Below are 3261 nucleotides of genomic sequence, written 5' to 3'. Positions count from 1 at the left end.
AGCAAGGCTCTGCGTGCGCTGTCCGGCCGTGGCGGGATGGTCTCGGTCTCCCTGGATGCGGAGGCGGTCGAGGAGCGGCTGGACGGCCGACTCGCGGTGGCAGCCGTCAACGGACCCGCCACGGTGGTTGTTTCCGGTGACAACGACGCCCTCGACGAACTCCTCGCCCGGTGTGAGGCGGACGGTATCCGTGCCCGCCGTATCGCGGTGGATTACGCCTCGCACTGCGCGCACGTGGAGGAGATCGAGGCCGCGCTGTTGCGCGATCTCGCCGGCATCTCTCCGCGTTCGGCGTCGGTGCCGTTCTATTCGACGGTGACCGGTGGTGTGCTGGAGACCAGCGCTCTGGACGCCGGTTACTGGTATCGCAACCTGCGTCAGACCGTCCGCTTCGAGGAAACCGTCCAGGCCCTCCTGGACGACGGTTTCCGCCTGTTCGTGGAGTCCAGCGCCCACCCGGTCCTGACCATGGGCGTCGAGCAGACCGCCGAAGCCCACAACATCACTGCTGTCGGTTCGCTGCGCCGCGACGAAGGCGGCCTCGACCGTTTCCTGACCTCCGTCGCGGAGGCGTTCGTCGGCGGAGCCTCCGTCGACTGGGCCAAGCTCTTCGACGGCACGGGCGCGCGTCGCGTAGACCTCCCCACGTACGCCTTCCAGCACCAGCACTACTGGATCAACCCGCCCGCCGCCCGTCTCGGGGATGTGACGTCCGCCGGTCTGGGAGCGGCGGATCACCCGCTGCTGGGCGCCGTGGTGTCGCTTGCCGATGTGAACGGGCTTGTCCTGACCGGCAGGTTGTCGGTGGGTGCGCAGCCGTGGCTCGCCGACCATGTCGTGCTGGGGAGGGTGGTGGTCCCCGGCACCGCGTTCGTCGAACTCGCGCTGCGCGCGGCCGATGCCGCCGGGTGCCAGGGCCTGGAGGAACTGACGCTGCAAGCACCCTTGGTGCTCCCCGAATCGGGGGCCGTGCAGGTGCAGGTGGTCGTCGGCGGTACGGAGGACCCGGAGCGCCGTGAGTTCGGCGTGTACTCGCGGGTCGAGGGCGATCACGACGAGGAGTCGTGGACCTGCCACGCGAAGGGCGTACTGGCGGCGACCGTCGCTGACGAGGCATCGGACGCCCGGCAGTTGGCCGTGTGGCCACCGGCCGAGGCCGTGGCCGTCCCGGTGGACGACCTGTACGAGCGCTTGGCCGCATCGGGCCTGGAGTACGGGTCCGCGTTCCGCGGTGTGCGGGCGGCGTGGCGACGAGGCGACGAGGTGTACGCCGAGGTCGCGCTGCCGGACGAGCAGTGCGAGGAAGCCGGGCGCTACGGCATGCACCCGGCGCTGCTTGACGCCGCGCTGCACGTGACCGGCGTGGGCCACCTCACCGCCCCGGACGCCGACGACACGCACTCGGCACGCCTGCCCTTCGCGTGGACCGGTGTGTCCCTGCACGCCACGGGCGCGACCACACTGCGTGTGCGCCTGTCGCGGTCCGGGGCGGACGGGGTGTCGGTCCTGGTGGCCGACGCGACCGGTGCTCCGGTGGCCACCGTCGGCTCGCTCGTGGGCCGTCCCGTGTCGCCTGAACTGCTCGACAGCGCCGCGCGGTCGTCGCTGGAGTCGCTGTTCGGCGTGCGGTGGGAGGCGGTGCCGGCCGGTGACGTGCCGGGTGCTGCGGGGGAGTGGGCGGTTCTCGGCCCTGACGGTTCCGAGCTCGCGGCCGCGCTCGCAGCGGCCGGACACCGGGTCTCGCGCCTGCCCTCGGCAACGGAGGGGGCCTTCCCCGAGGTCGTTCTCCTCCCGCTCCCGTCCCCGTCGGATTCCGGCGACCTCGCCTCGGTGACCCGTGACGTGACGTACCGGGCGCTGCGGGCCGTACAGGAATGGCTGGGCGACGACGCGGCCGCCGCGTCGAGGCTCGTGTTCGTGACCCGGGGCGCCGTCTCGACCGCGCCGGGCGAGGACGTCCCCGACCTGGCGGCGGCCGCCGTGTGGGGCCTGGTCCGGTCGGCGCAGACGGAACACCCGGACCGCTTCGCCCTGGTCGACCTCGACACCTGGGACGGCGCTGCCGAAGCGGTGCGCACCGCGCTCGCCTGCGATGAACCGCAACTCGCCCTCCGCACCGGCGAATTCCGTGCCCCCAGGCTCGTCAAGGCCCCCGCTCCTCCCGGCGCCGCCGGGACGTGGGACGGCTCCGGCACCGTGCTGATCACCGGCGCCGGCGGCGTACTCGGCCGGCTGGTCGCCCGGCACCTGGTCGCCGAACACGGCGTACGCAGCCTGGTGCTGGTCTCCCGCCGCGGCCGCGCCGCCTCCGGGATGACCGAGCTGGAGACGGAGCTCGCCGGTCTGGGCGCGAGCGTCGTCCTCGAAGCGTGCGACGTGACGGACCGGGAGGCGCTGGCGGGTGTGCTGGCGCGGATCCCGCAGGACATGCCCCTGCGCGGGGTGGTGCACGCGGCCGGCGTACTGGACGACGGTGTCGTGGAGTCGTTGACGCCCGAGCGCGTGGACGCCGTGTTCCGGCCGAAGGTGGACGCGACGCTGCTCCTGGACGAGCTGACGCGGGGGCTGGACCTCTCGGCCTTCGTGCTCTTCTCCTCGGCCGCCGCGACGTTCGGCGCGGCGGGACAGGCCAACTACGCCGCGGCGAACACCTTCCTCGACGCCCTGGCCGCGGACCGGCGGGCGCACGGCCTGCCCGCGGTGTCGCTGGGCTGGGGTTTCTGGGCGGAACGCAGCGACATGACCGGCCACCTGGCCGACGCCGACCTGGCCCGGATGGCTCGCGGCGGCGTCGTACCGCTGTCGTCGCGGGAAGGGCTGGCGCTCTTCGACGCGGCGACCGCGTCGGACGAGGCGCTGCTGGTCCCGGTGCGACTCGCCGCCGCGGTGCTCCGCGGCGGGAGCGGCCCCGTGCCGCCGCTGCTGCGCCGCTTGGTGCGGACCCCCGCGCGGAGGGCCGTGGCCGCGGCCACGGCAGCGGACGGCGGCCTGTGGAGCGACCTGGCCCGGCTGCCGGAGAGCGAGCGGGAAGCGGCCGTGCTGGACGTGGTCCGCACGCACATCGGTGCCGTACTCGGCTACGCGCCGGGTGACCAGGTGGCATCCGACCTCGCCTTCCGAGAGCTCGGTTTCGACTCGTTGACCGCGGTGGAGCTGCGGAACCGGTTGAACGCGGCCACGGGTCTGCGGTTGTCGGCCACGCTGGTCTTCGACTATCCGAGTCCTGTGGTGCTCGCCCGGCATCTGCTGGGTGAGTTGGTG

1 protein-coding gene is annotated in these 3261 nt (G+C 73.2%); it reads left to right on the top strand.

Features of this window, described 5'->3' with window-relative positions:
- Positions 1 to 3261 (top strand): SDR family NAD(P)-dependent oxidoreductase (locus AB0435_RS34000; protein WP_366428716.1); only part of this gene is annotated, 3261 nt, incomplete at both ends.

Origin of the sequence: Streptomyces sp. NPDC051173 (assembly GCF_040689515.1) — a bacterium.
Taxonomy (GTDB): Bacteria; Actinomycetota; Actinomycetes; order Streptomycetales; family Streptomycetaceae; genus Streptomyces.
The sequence above is the reverse complement of the archived record's forward strand: the minus strand, read 5'-3'. Positions and strand labels throughout refer to the sequence as shown.